Genomic DNA, 15,718 nt, shown 5'->3' with positions numbered 1-15,718 from the left:
CCACCGTCGCCGCCGCCGCGGCGGCCGGCGCGGCGGTCGCCGTGCTCGACGCCGACGCCGACGGCGCGGACACCGCCGCCGGGCAGGTCCGCGCCACCGGCGGCCGGGCCTGCGCGCACCGGGTGGACGTCACCGTCGAGACCGAGGTCGCCGAGGCGCTCGACGCCGCCGCCGCCGACCTCGGCGGGATCGACGCCGTGCTGCACGTCGCCGGGGTGATGCGCGGGCAGGGCCTCGACGTCCGGGACGTGCCGGTCGCGCTCTGGGCCCAGGTCATCGCCGTCAACCTCACCGGGCCGTTCCTGGTCGCCAAGCACGCCGCCCGGCACCTGCTCCCCCACGGCGGGGTGCTCGTGCTGGTCGGCTCCAAGGCGGGCGTGCAGACCGGCTCCGGCTCGGTACCCTACGGCGCGAGCAAGGGAGGGTTGCACGGTCTGGCGCTCACACTGGCCCGCCAACTCGGTCCACAGGGGATCCGGGTGCACACGCTCTGCCCCGGCGACATCGACACGCCACTGATGCGGCGGTCGCTGTCCGAGGCACGGGCCAACGGCGCCGACGGCGGGCGGATCGCCGCCGTCGAGGCCGCGCTGGGCCGCCCCGAGGACGTCGCCTCGGCGCTGGTCCTGCTGGCGTCGTCGGCGAGCGCCGGCCTCACCGGCACGGTCTGTACCGGCTGAGCACCCCACCCACCAGGGCAGCGGCACACCACGTGGAGGCATTGTGATCGGCATCATCGGCCCGGAGGACTCGATCCGGCTCGTCCGGGAGGTCGCGGCCGGGGAGGGCCGCGCGGAGGCGATCACCACCCGCGCGTACACCCGGCCGGAGCAGGCCCCCGACCTGGCCCGCGAGCTGGACGAGATGTGCCAGGTGCTGCTGTTCACCGGGCGCATCCCGTACGCCTTCGCCACGGCCACCGGCGAACTGCGCGCCGAGATCGACTACGTCCGGCACGCCGGCATCGACCTCTACCGCACGCTGTCGCGGATCCTGCTGGCCACCGGCGGACGGCTGCCCCGGGTCAGCGTCGACACCATCGAGGCGGAGACCGTCCGGGAGACGTACCACGACATCGAGGTCGAGCCGCCCACCGAGATCCTGCCCATCGCCGACTCGTCCGGGCTGCTCTTCTCCGGCCTCGACGAGATCACCGCCTACCACCGGGAACGGTACGCCTCGGGCGCGGTCGAGGCGTGCCTGACCTGCCTCGGCGCGGTGCACCGGGACCTCGCCGACAGCGGGGTGCCGGTGTGGCGCGTCGAACACACCCGGGCGTCGGTCCGCGACGCGCTGCGCCGGGCCTGGCTCGCCGCCGAGGTACGCCAGTCCCGGGCCACCCAGATCGCGGTGATGATGGTCGACCTGGGCGTCCCCACCCAGCGGGCGCAGGACCCGTACCAGGCCGAACGGCAGCGGCTACGGGTCCGCGAGGCGCTGCTGGAACACGCCGAACGGATGCGCGGCCGGCTCGCCACCGTCGACGACCGGACGATGCTGATCACCACCACCCGGGGCACCGTGGAGAGCGCCCTGGCCCGGCACCGCGACGGGCACGCCTCCCTGCTCACCCTGCGCGGCGTCGACGTCGAGCACGCCGTCGGTTTCGGCGCCGGCACCACCATCGCCGCCGCCGAGGACAACGCCCGCAAGGCCCTGGCGCTGGGCCGGCACAGCGGCGACACCCACGTGGTCTTCCCCGACGGGGAGGTCCACTCCAGCCGGCAGACCGCCGTGCGTCCCCGGCTGCGCGAAACGGGACCGGGCATGCTGCGCGTCTCCGAGCAGCTCCGGATCGGCCCGCTGTCCACCCGGCGGCTGCTGGAGGCGCTGCACCAGATGGACCCCGACCAGATCACCGCCCGGGGCCTGGCCGACGCCTACGGGGTGGAGGCCCGCTCGGCTCGCCGGCTGCTCAACGCGCTGCGCGCGGCCGGCTTCGCCGAGGAGGTCGGGGTGCACGTCAGCACCGGCGCGGGCCGCCCGCAGACCGTCTACCGGGTCGCCATGCAGCGGCTGCTCGGCGCGATCGGAGCCGACACGTGAGCCACACCGCCACCGGGGAGCTGCGCTTCACACCGACCTACCTGGTCACCGCCACCTTCGCCGCCGACGCCGCGCTCCGGCGGGAACCGCACCGGGCCGCGCACCTGGCGCACATGCGCGACCTGCTCGCCGACGGCACCGCCCTCGTCGTCGGGGCCCGCGCCGACCTGCGCGCCTCGGTGCTGGTGCTGCGGGCCGCCGACGCGCCCGCCGCCCGCGCCCGTCTCGAACAGGACCCCTACTGGCGGCACGGGGTGTGGACCGCGATCGACGTGGTCGACTACCTGGCCGCCACCGCTCCGACCATCGGGAGGCCATGATGTCGTCGTTCCGCCAGCTTTCCGGGGTACGGGTGCTCGGGGCCGAGCACGCCCCGTTCGCCGCCGACCTGCTCCGCGCGGCGTGGGGTGCGGGCGGTGCCGACGCCGTGCCGGTCCGGTTCGTCGCCGACCCGGCGCTGCCCGAGGGCGGCCACCGCGTCGACGTGCCGGAACAGGGTGAGATCCGGCTGGTCGGCGACCCGTTCGTCGGCCTGGTGTACGCCGCCCGCGCCCTGGTCGCCGCCGCCACCCCCGCCGGGCTGCCGGTGGGCAGCACGGTGAGCACCCCCGGGCTGCCGCTGCGCACCCTGTGGACCTGGGACCACTCCACCAACTGGGACACCCGTCAGCTCGGTCAGCAGGAGATCGGCGCGCTCAACCCGTACGCGAAGTCCGCCGACGCGTTCGGCGCCGACTACCGTCGCCTGGTCGACTTCTGCTCCCGGGAACGCATCGGCGGCATCGTCGTGTACGGTCTGCTGCGCGACGCTCACGGCGGCGTCGCCGCGGCCCGTGACCTGTGCGAGTACGCCAACGCCCGGGGCGTGCGGATCATCGCCGGGGTCGGCGTCAACGCCTACGGCGGGATCTACTTCGACGGCCGGCACCGCTACAACCTGGCCACCTGGCTGCGGCAGCGCCCCGACCTCGCCGCCGAGCTGCCGAAGAAGGTGGGCTTCGACATCGACGAGTTCGGTGACCTGCACTTCCCGGCCAGCGAGTACATGATGGCGGCCTGCCCGTCCCAGCCGGACAACCTGGCCTGGCACCGCGACGCCATCGACTGGCTGCTCGACACCCTGCCGGTGGGTGGGATCAACTTCGAGACCGGCGACTACGGCAGTTGCGCCTGCGCCCGGTGTGCCACCCGCACCGGGGGCGAGCGCACCTCCTGGTCGTACGAGGCGATGCGGTCGGTGTACCCGACGCTGCTGGCTACGGCCCGGCGGCCCGGACCGGCCGGGGTGCCGCTGCGCCACCTCGTCGAGGTGTACTGGGACAACATCTTCGACCTCGACGCCCAGAAGCCCCTGGCCGACCTGCCCGACGACGTCGCCTACCAGTACTGCGTGAACCGGGCCTTCTGGTACGACCAGCGGGACCGGTTGACCGCCGCGCACGTCGAACGGCTCCCGCACACCACGAACGTGCTGCGCACCCATGCCGGTTCACAGTGGAACCGGCAGCGCCACTCCTGGGTTCCCGACATGTACGCCGACATGGCTGGCCGGTCCGGGGCGGCCGGGATGCGCGGGCTGACCATCTTCGCCGAGCCGTCGGCTTACCACCCGACCAACGAGATCAGCTACCTGGCGTACGCCCGGTTCTCCTGGAACCCGGAGCTGGCCTGGGCCGACTTCTGGCGCGACGAGGTCGCGCCCCGGTTCGGCGGCGCGGCCGAGGCGGAGGCGTTCCGCGACGGCGCGGCGCTGCTCGACGATCCGACGGCGACCGGTGCGGCGCTGGGCGCCGTGTCCGCCGACGCGCTCGGCATGGTCGCGGCCACCAGCGGCGAGGTGCAACGCCGGTGGCTCTGGCTCGCCGAGCGGACCTCGCGGTACGCCTACGCCGCCGGCTGACGCCGGTGCGGGCCCACCGCCGGTGGGCCCGCACCGGACGGGGGTCAGTCCTCGATCCACCCGTGGGAACGGGCGAACTGCGTGAGGTGCTGCCGGATCTGGCTGATCTGGGCGCCGGTGAGCGTCGGCACCTGCTCCACCAGCAGGTCGGTGATGTTGGACCGGAAGGTGAAGGCGGTCAGGACGTCGCACTCGTCGTCGTCGCCCCGGTCGGTCACCGGCAGCCGGGTCACGGTCGGCGCGGCGGACGCCGCCGGGCGGGACGCGACCGGGGCACCGGGGTTGAGCAGGCGCGCGTAGAGCGCCTTGATCCCGCGGTTGCCCTCCACCGACTCGAACTCCACCCGCATCCCGGGCGCGACCGACGGGCGCTGGTCGCCGAAGTCGTTCGCGTGCACGAAGACGTCCTCACCACCGCCCTCCGGGCTGATGAAGCCGTACCCCTTCACGTCGTCGAAGCTGAGAATCGTACCGACCGCCACCGCGACCACCACCCCACGAAACAGGAGCAACCAGAACAGAAACGTCGCCGCGCCGTTTCCGGCGCAGCACCCATGGTAGTGGGCGGGCCCCGTTCCGGAACCCCTACTCGCGTGCGGTCGCGTGGTCATGGTCGTGCCCCGCGCCGGTGACGCGGGGCACCACCCCTAAAGCATCCTAGGACATCGGCGTCCGGGTGGGTGGGCGGCGCGGACAGCGCCGCCGGGCTACCGGATGGTGAAGGTCAGCGGGTTGGAGATGCCGACGCCACCGTGGGTGTCGTACGCCCGGACGGTGAACGTCGACGACGTGGCCGCCGCCAGGTCGAGCTGGAACTGGAAGCGCTGTCCACTGCGGGTCGGCGTCGCGGCCAGCCTGGTCCCGCCGAGGTACAGCTCCACCCGGTCGACCGCGTCCCCGGCGTCGGCGTCGGTGACGTCGGCGACCAGCGTGACGGTGGTCGGTTCGAGGAAGTAGGTCTGCCCGCCGGGGGTACTCAGCGCCACCGCCGGGGGCTGGTTGGCCCCGCTGGTCGGGGGCGTGACCACGGTGACCAGCCGGGGCGGGGCGCCCCCGGACAGCGACTGGTCGGTGCCGGCGGAGACGTTCAGCACGTAGGTGGTGCTGGTGCCGGGGGCCCCGACCGGCGGGGTCCACGACGCGTCGAACCGGTCGCCGGCGGACCTCGTCCCCTGGGCCACCGTGACGCCGTCCACCCGGAACGACACCCCGGTGATGTAGTGGCCGCCGCCCACGGTCGCGGTCGCCGCCAACGGCACGGGACCCGGCGCGGTGTAGACCGCCCCGGCGGCCGGGCTGAGCCAGGTGACGATCGCCGGGTAGTCGGCGACCGGCGGCGGCGTCGTGCGGGTCGGCGTCACGCTGGGCACGACCCCGCCGGTGCAGGCCACCCCGTTGAGGGTGAACGACGGCGGCGTGGGGTTGCTGAGGAACCAGGAACCGACGAAGCCGATGGTGGTCGAGGCGTTGGTGCCCAGGTTGGCGTTCCAGCTGAGGTTGGTCGCGGTGACCTGCTGGCCCGACTGGGCCCAGGTGGCGCTCCAGGTCTGCGCGATCCGCTGGTCGACCGCGGGGAAGCCGAACCGCAGCGTCCAGCCGCTGATCGGGTCACCGAGGTTGGTGACCGTGACGTCGGCGCTGAAGCCGCCGGTCCACTGGCTGGTGACGACGTAGTTCACCCGGCACCCGGCTGCGGCGCTCGCCGCGCTGGCGTGCAGGACCGCTGCCAGCACGCCCACCATGGCGACAACGACGGCGACCACAGCCGTCAGCGACTTTCGCATGTCACACCCGCCATAAATCGTTGAGGATCAATACGTATGACGACTGTCCTGCGGTTCCGCCGGCCTTGTCAAGACAAGGACGAGACTCCTGCCGCCGGCAGGACGTCGGGGTGACCGGCCGATGGTCCGGCCACCCCGACGAGACGTCCCGACGGACCGCCCCGAAGGCCCTATCCCCCGGCGGGGACGCCCGCCGTGACCGCCCGCAGGTGCCGCAGGCCGTCGGTGGCGAGCCGGTCCTGCGAGGGTGCCAGCGGACGCCAGATCGCCGCGGCGGTGGCGATCGTGTCGTTCTCCGCCGTGAACGACTCGATGCAGACCGCACCCCGGTAGCCGGTTTCCCCCAGCACCGCGAAGAACCGCGGCCAGTCGAAGTGGTCCGACCCCGGAGCGCCCCGGTGGGTGCCACTGACCTGGACGTGCTTGATGTACGGGCCGGCGGCGGCGAGCGCCGCGTACGGATCGGACTCCTCGATGTTCATGTGATACGTGTCGATCATGATGCCGACGCTCGGCGGCAACCCGTCGATCAGCTCGATCGTCTGCGCGACGGTGTTGACCACGCTCGTCTCGTACCGGTTCAGCGCCTCCACCCCGATGCTCACGCCGCACCCACCGGCCTGCTCGGCCACCGGCGCCAGGGCCCGCCGGAAGTCCGCGTGGCAGGCCGCCCGCGCCGCCGCCGACATCCGCCAGGTACGCCCGACCGAGGCGTACACCGGGCCGCCCACGCAGGGCGCACCGACGGCCGCCGCGCTCGCCACGCACCCCCGCAGGTAGTCGACAGTCGACTCCACCACCGCCGGGGCGGCGTCGACCAGTTCCCGCCCCGGCGGGGTGACCGCACAGACCGCCGCCGCGACCAGACCGTGCGCGGCCAGCAGGTCCCGGGTCCGGGCCGGGTCCCAGTCGCCCGGCTGCTCGATCGGCAGCTCCACCGCGTCGAAGCCGAACGACGCGATCCGCGGCACCAGCGCGGCGAGGGCCTCGTCGTCGACGGGCGACGCCCACACCCAGGGGTTCACGCCGAAGGCGTACACCGGGCCTACTTCCAGCGCTGCGGGTAACCGGGCAGGTCGGTGCAGCCGCACATCGCGTAGTGCAGCGGCGGCATGCCCGGGTCGAGATACCGGTCCAGGTTGTCCTGGGTGATGGTCGGCTGGGGCAGCTTCCACGGGTTGGCCACCTGCTGCCCGTCGAGGATGCGCAGGGCGGCGATGACCGGCGTACGCCACTGGTACGTCGGGTACGTCGGCGCGATCGCGGTGAGGCCCTTGTCCTTCCAGACCTTCAGGAAGTCGAGCTGGTCCTCGCCGTTGATCGGCGGCACCGGCTTGCCCGCGTCCTGGAACGCCTCGACCGCCGCGACGGCGACCGCGCCGGCATCCATCCAGACGCCGTCGATGGTGCCGTACCGCTGGAGGTAGTCGTCGACGATCTTCTTGGTCTTGGCCGGGTCGCCGTCGGTGAACTCCACCCCCACCACGTCGACCTTCGCCTTGTCGAACGCCACCTTCGCCGCCGACCAGCGGGTCTCCAGCACGTCGACCCCGGGCAGGATGCGCAGGGCGAGGACCTTGCCGCCCGGCTTCATCCGCTGGCTGACGAACTCGGCCCCGACGTGGCCGAAGCCGTAGCCGCCGATCGGGTTGACGAACGTCACCGGGCACTTCGTGCTGACCCCACGGTCGAAGACGACCACCGGCAGCCCCGCCTTGCAGGCCGCCTCGACCGCCGGGGTGAGCGTGGCGGTGGTGTTCGGCGAGACGATCAGCGCGTCGCAGCCCTTGCCGAGCAGGTCGTTGATGTCGGCGATCTGCTTCTGGTCCTTGCCCTCGGCGTCGACGTGCACGAACTCGCTGATCCGGCTGCCCTGCGCGGCCACCTCGGCCTGCATGGTCTTGAACCCGACCTGCCGCCACGGGTTGTTCAACGCCGCGTTGGAGAAGCACAGCTTGTGCGGACCGGCCTTCCTGAACTTGCTGGTGTCCACCATGGTCGGGTTGAGCATCTGCTCCCACGGCTTGTCCGCCGGGCCGGTCGGGGTCGCGTCGAGCAGCGCCAACTCGGCGTCGTAGTCGGCCTGCACGAAGAACTTCGACTGCTCCCCGGTGCCCGAGCCGGCGGCCGAGGTGGAACCGCCCGCCGGCCCCCCGCCCGGTTCGTCGGTGGCGCAGGCGGTCAGGGACAGCAGGGTGACGGCGGCCAGCGCCGCCAGGCAACGTCGCACTATGTTTCCCCTTATCGAGACGACGAACGGGTAGCCGAAACCGCCACGGCGAGCAGGATGATCGCGCCCTGGACGGTGGACCTGAGGGCGCCGGAGACGCCGTAGAAGTTCATCAGCGCGAAGAGCAGTTCGAGGGTGAGCGCGCCCAGCATCGCGCCGACGACCGAGCCGCGACCCCCGCCCAGCGCGACGCCACCGAGCACCACCGCGGTGATCGCCCCGAACTCCAGGCCCGCCCCGGCCTGGAACGACACCCCGCTGTAGCCGCCGAGCAGGATCGCCGCCACGGCCGCCGCGAGCCCGCTGAGGACGAAGGCGACCGTCCGGGTACGCCAGACGCGTACCCCGCTCAGCTGCGCGGTGCGCGGGTTGTCGCCGACGGCGACCAGGGTCCGGCCGAAGTCGGAGCGCATCAGCAGCACCGCGAGCGCCGCGACGACCACCAGCACCAGCAGCGCGTACGGCACCCGGCCGAGCAGCGGCACGTCCTCGCTCGCCCGCCGGCCGAACCGGCGGAACTCCTCGGAGAGCCCGCCCTTCGGGGCGCCGTCCGACCACAGGTAGACCGCGCCGACCAGGATCAGGAACATCCCGAGGGTGGTGATGAACGACGGCACCCGCAGCCGCGTCGTGACCAGCCCGTTGACCAGCCCGACCAGCGCGCCGAAGACGAGCAGGAGCAGCACCACCGGCCAGGTGCGGGCCGGGTCGCTGTCGATCAGCCGGGCCGCCACCACCACCTGCGCGGTGACCAGCGAACCCACCGACAGGTCGAACTCACCGGAGACGATCACGAAGTACTGGCCGGCGGCGAGCAGGATGACCGGTGCCGACCGGCCGAGGAAGGACATCAGCGACGGCGGGTCGAGGAAGTCGGGCTGCCGGAGGCCGACGAGCACCAGCAGCACCGCGAGGAGGGCCAGGATCGGCAGCACCCCGCCGGGGCGTACCCGCAGGCGGATCGGGGACAGCGCACGACGCGCGACGGTCGGCATGGTCACCACGCCCCCTTCCGCAGGGCCCGACGGGCGTAGACGGCGACCGCGGCGATGATGACCACACCCCGGATCACCTGCTTGAAGAAGGCGTCCACCTCGAGCTGGTTGAAGATCGCGTCGATGCTGGCGAGCAGCAGCACCCCGCCGACCGTGCCGACGACCCCGCCCCGCCCACCGGCGAGTGCGGTCCCGCCGATCACCACCGCGGCGATCGACTCCAGGTCGTAGAGGCCCTCGGTGCCCACCCGGGGCGCACCCGAGCCGAGCCGGCTGGCCAGGTAGATCCCGGCGAGCCCGGCACACAGCGAGCACAGCACGTGCGCGGTGACGAGGACCCGGTCGTTGCGGACCCCGGAGAGCCGGGCCACCTCCGGATCACCGCCGACGGCGACCAGGTGGTGGCCGAAGCGGGTCCGCGACAACGCGAACCAGGTCGCCCCGGTCAACGCCAGCAGCAGCAGGAACGACAACGGCACCGGGCCGACCCGCTGGTAGCCGAGCGACTGCACCAGCGCGGGCGAGGTGGCCCCGGCCGGTCCGTCGTAGTTGCTGTCGAGGTACCCCTTGAGCAGCAGCCCGACGCCGAGGGTGGCGATGAACGCGTTGACCCGGAACCGGGTCACGAGCAGCCCGTTGAGCAGCCCGACCCCGGCGCTGACCGCGAGCGCCAGGCCGACCGCCGGCAGCAGCGCGCCGTCGCTGCCGTTCATCGTCTCGGCCGCGACCAGGGTGCTCAGGCTGATCACGTACGCCACCGAGAGGTCAAGCGACCCGCCGAGGATGACCAGCGTCTGGCCGACGGCGACGAGCCCGAGACCGGCCGCGACGTGCAGCAGGCTCACCGTCGTGGCCTGGTTGAACAGCTGCCCGCCGTCGACCAGGACGACCAGCCAGCCGACCGCCAGGGTCAGGGCCAGCGCCACGAACACCCCCGGTACGGGACGTCGGGCCGGCAGCAACGACAGGGCGCTCACTGGTCGATCTCCGTTCGCGACTGCGGGGCTCGCAAACCCGGCTCACTCCTCGCGCTCACCGGTCAATCTCCGTTCGCGACTGCGGGGTGTGGCCGACGGCGAGGGCGACGACGTCCTCCTCCGTGGCGCCGGCGGGGAGTTCGCCGGCGATCCGGCCGTCGCGCATGACGACGATCCGGTCGCTCATCCCCAGCAGCTCGGGCAGGTCCGACGAGATCATCAGCACCGCCGCGCCGTCGCGGGCCAGCCGGCGGACGAGGTCGTGGATGGCCGACTTCGCCCCCACGTCGATGCCCCGGGTCGGCTCGTCGAACAGCAGCACCCGGGGGTCCAGCGCCAGCCAGCGGGCCAGCACGACCTTCTGCTGGTTGCCGCCGGACAGGAAACGGATCTCCTGGTCGTCGCCGGCGGCGCGGACCTCGACGGCGGCGAGCAGGTCGCGGACCCGGCGGGCGCGGGCGGCGTGCCCGGACCGGGCCGGGAAGACGGCCCGGCCGGCGAGCAGCGCGTTGTCGAGCACCGACTGCCGGGGCACGATCCCCTCCCCCTTGCGGTCCTCGGTGACGTAGGCGATGCCGGCCCGCATCGCGGTACGTGGCGAGCGCAGCCGCACCGGCCGGCCGTCGAGCGTCACGTCGCCGGTGGTGAACGGGGAGACGCCGAACAGCGCACGGGCCAGCGCCGAGCGTCCGGAGCCCTGCAACCCGCCGACGCCGAGTACCTCGCCGGCCCGCAGGTCCAGGTCGACGGCGCGCAGCTTCCGGTTGCCCGCGCCCCGGACGGTCAGGCGCACCGGGCCGGGTTCGTCGGGACCGGCCCGGTCGGGGTAGTAGCTGGACAACTCCCGGCCCACCATGTGCCGGACGAGATCGTCGGTGCAGGTGTCGGCGGTGGCCACGGTGGTGACCCGGCGACCGTCCTTGAGGACCGTGATCCGGTCGGACAGGTCGAAGACCTCGGTGAGCCGGTGCGAGACGTACAGCAGGCCGATGCCCCGCTGCTGGAGCCGGCGGACCAGCCCGTAGAGCAGCTCGACCTCGTGGTCGGCCAGCGCCGCGGTGGGTTCGTCCATGATGAGCAGCCGGGCGTCCAGGGCGAGTGCCTTGGCGATCTCGACGACCTGCTGCTGCGCGACGCCGAGCCGCCCCACCCGGGTGTCGGCGGCCAGCTCGGTCTCCCCGATCGAGGCGAGCAGTTCCCGGGTACGCTCCCGCATCGCCCGCCGGTCGACCAGCCCGCGGCGGACCGGTTCGTGTCCGAGGTGGACGTTCTCGGCGACGGTGCGCTCCGGCAGCAGGTTGAACTCCTGGTGGATGATGCCGATCCCGGCCCGTTGTGCGTCGCGGGGGCCCCGGAATGCCTGGCGCGCACCGGCGACCTCGACGGTGCCGGCGTCCGGGGCGTGCCCGCCGGAGACGATCTTCATGAGGGTGGACTTGCCGGCCCCGTTCTCACCGACGACGGCGTGCACCTCGCCCGGTGCGACGTCGAGGTCGACCCCGTCGAGCACGCGTACCCCGAGGAAGGACTTGCCGATGCCCCGGAGGGTCAGCAACGGCACCGGCGGATCGGGCATCCCGGAAACCCTCACAGAAAGTAGTCATTGGCGTGGTTGGTGTTCCGTGTCCGGCACGGTCGAGCTGCCGGACGGTGAACTTTCGCTGTCCCTCGTGAGCGCTTACGTCGCCAAGGAGCAAACTTTCCTTGACATCGACGAAACATCACACGTATGAAGATAGATGTTTCGATGCCTGTCCACAATCCTCGATCTTCGCGCGCCGCCGGTCCGGGCACCCGAGCGGCGTCGACACCGGGTCGAGGGTCGACGCGCGCCCGCAGCCGGATCGTCGAAACATCGAACCTTAACCCATCCATTGACAGTCATCGATGACTGACCCATCCTGGCCTCGCGGCCCACCGGGCGAGCACATCACCGACGTCACTCTCAGTGACGCAATGCGGGGCGGACGGCCGTTGCGGCGGACGGCACGCCGACCCCGGGCAGCACGCCCGTGCCCGCCGCGCGTCCCGGCGTCCACCGGACGCGCGGACGGACCGTGGTCGCCACCGGAAGTTCCCGCCGACACCTAGGAGACGGCATGCGTCGCACCACGTTGCTCATCGGCATGATCACCGGGCTGTTACTGTCACTCGGCCTCGCACCACCCGCGTCGGCGGCCCCGGCCTTCCGCGCCCTGTTGTTCACCAAGACGGTGGGCTACCGGCACGACTCGATCCCCGCCGGGATCAGCATGTTCCAGCAGCAGGCGGCGGCGAACAACTTCGAGCTGGTGCAGACCGAGGACTCCAGCGTCTTCACCGCGGCCAACCTCGCCACCTTCGACGTGATCATCATGTTCCAGACCTCCGGCATGGTCTGGACCTCGGCCGCCCAGCGGCAGGCCGTGGAGGGTTACCTCGCCAGCGGCAAGGGCATCGTCGGCATCCACAACGCCCTGGACATGGGCATCGAGGGCGAGTACCCCTGGTGGGACCAGACCCTCAACGGCGGCGCCCACATGCCCGAGCACTCCCCCGGCGTGCTGCCCGGCACCGCCATCGTCGCCGACAAGCAGCACCCGTCCACGACGGGCCTGCCGGACCGGTGGAACCGCAGCGAGGAGTGGTACAACTTCGACAGCAACCCGCGCGGCAACGTGCACGTGCTGGTGACCGCCGACGAGCGGACGTACAACCCGGGGTCCCGGGCGATGGGCCCGGACCACCCGATCTCCTGGTGCCGCACCGCCGCCGGCGGGCGGGTGTGGGCCACCGCGATGGGCCACGCGATCGACTCCTACAGCGAGACGAACTTCCGCAACCACGTCCTCGGCGGCGTGAAGTGGGCCGCCGGTAACCTGCCCGGCGACTGCGGCGGCACCGTCTGGGGCAACTTCGAGAAGCGCACCCTGGACGACAACACGGTCGACCCGATGGCGCTGAACGTGCTGCCCGACGGCCGGGTGATGTACGTCCAGCGCGGCGGCCAGGTCAAGATCTTCAAGCCGACCACCAACAGCACCGTGACCGCCGCCACCCTGAGCGTCTACACCGGCGGCGAGGACGGTCTCACCGGCATGGCGATCGACCCGAACTTCGCCACCAACGGCTACGTGTACCTCTACCACTCGCCGGCGAGCAGCAGCACCGACGTCAACCGCGTCTCCCGTTACACGCTGTCCGGGGACACCCTCAACCTCTCCACCGAGGCCCGGATCATCGACATCCCGGCGTACCGGGACCGCACGTTCCCCGAGCCCGGCCACACCGGCGGCTACATCGACTTCGGCCCGGACGGCAACCTCTACATCGGCACCGGTGACGACACCCCGCCGAACCTCGACCCCAACTGGCAGGGCTACGCGCCGCTGGACTGGCGCTCCGGCAAGTCCAACCTCGACGCCGCCCGTAGCGCCGGCAACACCAACGACCTGCGGGGCAAGCTGCTGCGCATCCGCCCGTCGGACAGCGGCGGCTACACCGTCCCGACCGGCAACCTCTACCCCCAGGGTACGGCGCAGACCCGGCCGGAGATCTACGCGATGGGCTTCCGCAACCCGTTCCGGTTCTCGATCGACCCGGCCAACGGCTGGGTCTACCTGGCCGACTACGGGCCGGACCGCAACCCGCCCACCACCAACCGCGGCCCCGAGGGCCTGGTCGAACTCAACGTGATCAAGTCGCCCGGCAACTACGGGTGGCCGTTCTGCCACGGCGACAACCAGCCCTACGCGCCGTACAACCCGGACACCGGCGTGGTCGGCGCCAAGTTCAACTGCAACGCCCCGGTCAACAACTCCCCCAACAACACCGGCCTGACCAGTCTGAAGCCGGTCGTCGCCCCCAACATGTGGTACGGCTACGGCACCTCGTCCAACTTCCCGGAGCTGGGCTCCGGCGGCTCCGGCCCGATGGGCGGCCCGGTCTACCGCTACGACCCGGCGAACCCGTCGGCCACCAAGTTCCCGCCCTACTACGACGGCGTGCACTTCTTCTACGAGTGGTCCCGCAGCTACCTCAAGGAGGTGCACTTCGACTCCGCGACGGCGGTGACCCGCACCAACGCGTTCCTGCCCGGCGGACGGTTCAACAAGCCGATGGACCTGGAGTTCGGCAGGGACGGCTCGCTCTACGTGCTGGAGTGGGGCACCAACTTCGGTGGCGGCAACAGCGACTCCGGGCTCTACCGGATCGACTACATCCAGGGCGGCCGGTCGCCGATCGCCAAGGCCGTCGGGACGCCCACCAGCGGCCTGGCCCCGCTCACCGTCCAGTTCAGCAGCGCCGGCACGGCCGACCCGGACCCGGGCAACACGCTGAGCTACCAGTGGACGTTCGGGGACGGCACCACCTCGACGGCGGCCAACCCGTCGCACGTCTACACCAGCAACGGCAACTACACGGCGCAGTTGAAGGTCACCGACAACACCGGCAAGACGGGCTTCGCCAACGTCCAGATCACCGTCGGCAACTCCGCGCCGGTGGTCACCATCACCACCCCGGCCAACGGCGGCATGCTCACCTTCGGGGACAAGGTGTCGTACCAGATCAGCGTCACCGATCCGGACGGCGGCACGGTCGACTGCACGAAGGTGGTCGTCAACCCGGCGCTGGGCCACGACGACCACGCCCACGAGACCACCGAGTACCCGGGCTGCTCGGGCACCATCTCCACCGACCTGCTCGGCGGGCACCCCGACGGCGCGAACCTGTTCTACGTGCTCAACGCCCGCTACACCGACAGCGGCGGCCCCGGCGGCGCGTCCCCGCTGACCGGCACCGCGCAGGCGATCCTGCAACCCAAGCACAAGCAGGCCGAGTACTTCAGCAGCCAGTCCGGCATCCGGGTGGTCGACCAGGCCGCCGCGGAGAGCACCAAGCGGGTCGGTGACATCTCCAACAACGACTGGATCGCGTTCACCCCGATGAGCCTGACGGGCATCTCGACGGTCAGCTACCGGCTGTCGTCGCCGTCCGGTGGCGGCACGATCGAGCTGCGGGCCGACTCGCCGACCGGCACGCTGCTGGCCACCACGGCGGTGCCGAGCACGGGCGGCTGGGACAACTACCAGTCCACCGCGCCGGTGAACGTGGCCGCGTTGTCCGGGACGCACCCGCTCTACCTGGTGTTCAAGGGCAGCTCGAACAACTGGTTCGACCTCGACTCGCACACCTTCGGCGGCAACGGGGTCGGCCAGCCCGGCACCGGAACCGGAACCGGCGTGGCGGGGAAGACCTGGACGCTCACCGCGCTGCACAGCGGCAAGCTGATGGACGTCAGCGGCGTCTCCACCGCCGACGGCGCGCAGCTCACCCAGTGGGCGGCCACCGGCGGCAACAACCAGAAGTGGCAGGCAGTGGACGCCGGTAACGGGGCGGTCTACCTCAAGGCGGTGCACAGCAACAAGTGCGCCGAGGTGATCGGCGGTTCCACCACGGCGGGTGCGTTCCTCCAGCAGGCCACCTGCAACAACGGCAACGCGCAGAAGTTCACCGCGACGGCGACCACGACCGCCGGGGTCTACACGGTGCGCAACGTGCAGAGCGGGCTCTGCCTGGACGTCAACGGTGCTTCCACCACCGACGGCGCGCGGCTGTTGCAGTGGACCTGCCACAGCGCCAGCAACCAGCAGTGGCGGTTCACCCAGGTGTGACGCACGTACCGCCGCCGCGGCGGCGGTAGGCCGGGAGGGCCGGCTCCGGATGTCGGAGCCGGCCCTCTCCGGTCGTGTCGCCACCCCGCCACACTGGGTGGCAGGCGGGCCGTCGGGGTTCCGGCCAGCGCG

12 protein-coding genes are annotated in these 15,718 nt (G+C 72.0%); 5 read left to right on the top strand and 7 right to left on the bottom strand.

Annotated elements, in window-relative coordinates; translation table 11 throughout:
• The 4 genes from B5D80_RS27125 to B5D80_RS27115 all read left to right on the top strand — a co-directional run.
• On the top strand, positions 1-680 hold a 680-nt coding region (locus B5D80_RS27125), incomplete at its 5' end, for an SDR family NAD(P)-dependent oxidoreductase (protein ID WP_088646779.1).
• 43 nt (positions 681-723) lie between these two features.
• Positions 724-2,046, top strand: a complete 1,323-nt coding sequence (locus B5D80_RS27120) for a helix-turn-helix domain-containing protein (RefSeq protein ID WP_158224249.1) — start codon at positions 724-726, stop codon at positions 2,044-2,046.
• On the top strand, positions 2,043-2,366 hold the full coding sequence (locus B5D80_RS33505; protein ID WP_158224248.1) for a YciI family protein: 324 nt from the start codon (positions 2,043-2,045) through the stop codon (positions 2,364-2,366). Before B5D80_RS27120 ends, B5D80_RS33505 begins: the two co-directional genes overlap by 4 nt.
• Entirely contained in the window at positions 2,366-3,946 is a 1,581-nt protein-coding gene (locus B5D80_RS27115; protein ID WP_144081776.1) for a hypothetical protein, read from the top strand. Before B5D80_RS33505 ends, B5D80_RS27115 begins: the two co-directional genes overlap by 1 nt.
• 44 nt (positions 3,947-3,990) lie before the next feature.
• Here B5D80_RS27115 and B5D80_RS27110 read toward each other — a convergent pair whose 3' ends face one another.
• The 7 genes from B5D80_RS27110 to B5D80_RS27080 form a co-directional block, all read right to left on the bottom strand.
• A complete protein-coding gene (locus B5D80_RS27110) occupies positions 3,991-4,428 on the bottom strand; it encodes a cold-shock protein (RefSeq protein ID WP_088646785.1) in 438 nt (145 codons plus the stop codon).
• 225 nt (positions 4,429-4,653) lie between these two features.
• A complete protein-coding gene (locus tag B5D80_RS27105) occupies positions 4,654-5,730 on the bottom strand; it encodes a cellulose-binding domain-containing protein (protein WP_158224247.1) in 1,077 nt (358 codons plus the stop codon).
• Positions 5,731-5,900: 170 nt separating this feature from the next.
• On the bottom strand, positions 5,901-6,755 hold the full coding sequence (locus B5D80_RS27100; RefSeq protein WP_245855008.1) for a sugar phosphate isomerase/epimerase family protein: 855 nt from the start codon (positions 6,753-6,755) through the stop codon (positions 5,901-5,903).
• 20 nt (positions 6,756-6,775) lie between these two features.
• The gene (locus tag B5D80_RS27095; protein ID WP_245855007.1) at positions 6,776-7,960 is read right to left on the bottom strand and encodes a substrate-binding domain-containing protein; all 1,185 of its coding nucleotides are present in this window, start codon (positions 7,958-7,960) and stop codon (positions 6,776-6,778) included.
• An 11-nt stretch (positions 7,961-7,971) separates the two neighbouring features.
• Entirely contained in the window at positions 7,972-8,955 is a 984-nt protein-coding gene (locus B5D80_RS27090; RefSeq protein ID WP_088646783.1) for an ABC transporter permease, read from the bottom strand.
• 2 nt (positions 8,956-8,957) lie between these two features.
• The gene (locus B5D80_RS27085) at positions 8,958-9,932 is read right to left on the bottom strand and encodes an ABC transporter permease (RefSeq protein ID WP_088646775.1); all 975 of its coding nucleotides are present in this window, start codon (positions 9,930-9,932) and stop codon (positions 8,958-8,960) included.
• A 55-nt stretch (positions 9,933-9,987) separates the two neighbouring features.
• A complete protein-coding gene (locus B5D80_RS27080; RefSeq protein WP_088646774.1) occupies positions 9,988-11,508 on the bottom strand; it encodes a sugar ABC transporter ATP-binding protein in 1,521 nt (506 codons plus the stop codon).
• 523 nt (positions 11,509-12,031) lie between these two features.
• Here B5D80_RS27080 and B5D80_RS27075 point away from each other — a divergent pair.
• A complete protein-coding gene (locus tag B5D80_RS27075) occupies positions 12,032-15,586 on the top strand; it encodes a ThuA domain-containing protein (protein ID WP_088646773.1) in 3,555 nt (1,184 codons plus the stop codon).
• The last annotated feature ends 132 nt before the right edge of the window (positions 15,587-15,718 follow it).

The sequence above is a fragment of the Micromonospora wenchangensis genome, assembly GCF_002210435.1.
Taxonomy (GTDB): domain Bacteria; phylum Actinomycetota; class Actinomycetes; order Mycobacteriales; family Micromonosporaceae; genus Micromonospora; species Micromonospora wenchangensis.
This window is presented reverse-complemented; position numbering and strand designations above follow the sequence as displayed.